The organism is Desulfovibrio sp. 1214_IL3152 (assembly GCF_036763055.1).
Taxonomy (GTDB): Bacteria; Desulfobacterota; Desulfovibrionia; order Desulfovibrionales; family Desulfovibrionaceae; genus Desulfovibrio.
Window position 1 is genome coordinate 1 of record NZ_JBAIYW010000322.1, and the last position, 1,945, is coordinate 1,945.

A 1,945-nucleotide genomic window follows, 5' to 3' on the forward strand; every position below is an offset into this window, starting at 1 on the left:
GCCTGCGCGGAGCCTGTTTCGTCATTCCGCGCGAACGCGGAAAGAGGAACAAAGTCCGGCAGCAGGCCCGCCAGTTCCGGGCCGGTGGCAGCGCAGATAAGCAGGCTCACGCGGTTTACAGCCTCCAGTAGTCTATGCCCGCGTCACGCATGGCGGCCGGGTCGAGAAAGCTTTTTACGTCCAGCACAACGGCCTTGTCCGGCTGGGCAAAGAGACCTTTTATGGCATCGGGGGACAATGCCTTGTACGCATCGTGTCCCACTGCCAGGATAAGGGCATCCAGATTGTGCAGGTCGCCCTGGGGCAGCAGAATCTGGCCGTATTCGTGCAGGGCTTCGGCAGGATCGGCCTCGGCGTCGCTCACGAGCACCTGCACGCCGTAGTCCTCAAGTTCGCGGATAACGTCCACCACGCGGGTATTGCGCAGATCCGGCACGTTTTCCTTGAAGGTAAAGCCCAGAATGCCCACGCGCGCGCCGCTGATGATGCGGCCGCTTCTGATAAGGCGCTTGACCGTGCATTCGGCCAGGTACTTGCCCATATTGTCATTGATGCGACGGCCCGCCAGGATGACTTCGGGGTGAAAGCCCAGTTCTTCGGCCTTGTAGGTAAGGTAGTAGGGGTCCACGCCAATGCAGTGGCCGCCCACAAGACCGGGCCGGAAGGGCAGGAAATTCCACTTGCTGCCTGCGGCCTGAAGCACTTCAAGGGTATCAATGCCGAGGCGGCCGAAGATGATGGCAAGCTCGTTCATGAGGGCGATGTTGAGGTCGCGCTGGGTGTTTTCGATGACCTTGGCGGCTTCGGCCACCTTGATGCTGGAGGCGCGGTGTATGCCTGCCGTGACCACCGAGCCGTAGATCTGAACCAGCAGGTCTGTGGTAACGTCGTCGGAGCCGGAAACAACCTTGGTGATGGTTTCAAGGGTGTGCACCTTGTCGCCGGGGTTGATACGCTCGGGCGAGTAGCCCACGGTAAAGTCGCGGCCAAAGGCGAGGCCGGACTCGCGCTCAAGGATGGGGACGCAGATTTCTTCGGTCAGGCCGGGGTACACGGTGGATTCGTATACGACCACGCAGCCCTTGCTCATGTGGCGGCCCACGGTGGTGCTGGCCCCCACCACGGGAGTAAGGTCGGGGGAGCGGTGATCGTCAATGGGCGTGGGAACAGCCACAATAATGACGGCGGCCTGCCTGAGGTCGGCCGGATCGCAGGAATAGCGCACATTGGCGGCCTGGAGTTTCTGGTCGTCCACTTCGCGGGTGCGGTCGTGCCCGTCCTGCAGTTCCTTGATGCGCGGGGCGCTGATGTCAAATCCCAGCACGCTCATGCGGCGCGAAAGGGCCACGGCCAGGGGCAGACCCACATAGCCGAGGCCGACGACGGCCAGCGTTTCTTTGCCTTGTTGCAGGGCCTCGAATGTCACCATAATTTCATTCCTTTACAAAACAGGCTTTTTTCGTCACCAAGAAAAGCATGGACTTCAATATAGAACTTTTTTTCCGCGCCCTGGGCCTTGCCATCGTGCTTGAGGGGCTGTGCTGGACGCTTTTCCCCGGCGGTATGCGCCGGGCGCTGCTGAGCATTCTTCCTCTGCCGGAAAGCCGCTTGCGTGTGCTGGGGCTGACGGCTCTGGCACTGGGGCTGCTGGTCGTCTGGCTGGCTTCACGCTAGAGCAGTGAACCCCCGAAATGCTCGTTTACGGCAGGCAAAAGTCTGCCTGCCCGCATTTCGTGGCAAGGATTTTCCTGAAAATCCTTGCAGAGCAGTGAACTCATTTCATTCGTAAACTGTTCTGGCGCCTGCCGGGCAGCCTTGTCGCAAGGCTTTCTTGCCTGTGGCCCCATGCGGCAAACAGCGCTTGCGCGCGCTTTCGTAATGAGGCCCGAAAGGCATTCTGTCTCTGCGGCCTGTGGCGAAAGGCCGTGCTTGCTCCACCGGTGTT

2 protein-coding genes are annotated in these 1,945 nt (G+C 60.7%); one reads left to right on the forward strand and one right to left on the reverse strand.

Translation table 11 applies throughout. The annotated features are described in order from the left end of the window. Positions 1–115 precede the first annotated feature (115 nt). Entirely contained in the window at positions 116–1,429 is a 1,314-nt protein-coding gene (locus tag V6C07_RS06910; RefSeq protein ID WP_333535619.1) for a nucleotide sugar dehydrogenase, read from the reverse strand. A gap of 47 nt (positions 1,430–1,476) precedes the next feature. Here V6C07_RS06910 and V6C07_RS06915 point away from each other — a divergent pair, with 47 nt between their 5' ends. After that, the gene (locus V6C07_RS06915) at positions 1,477–1,674 is read left to right on the forward strand and encodes a DUF2065 domain-containing protein (protein WP_333535620.1); all 198 of its coding nucleotides are present in this window, start codon (positions 1,477–1,479) and stop codon (positions 1,672–1,674) included. Positions 1,675–1,945: the final 271 nt, after the last annotated feature.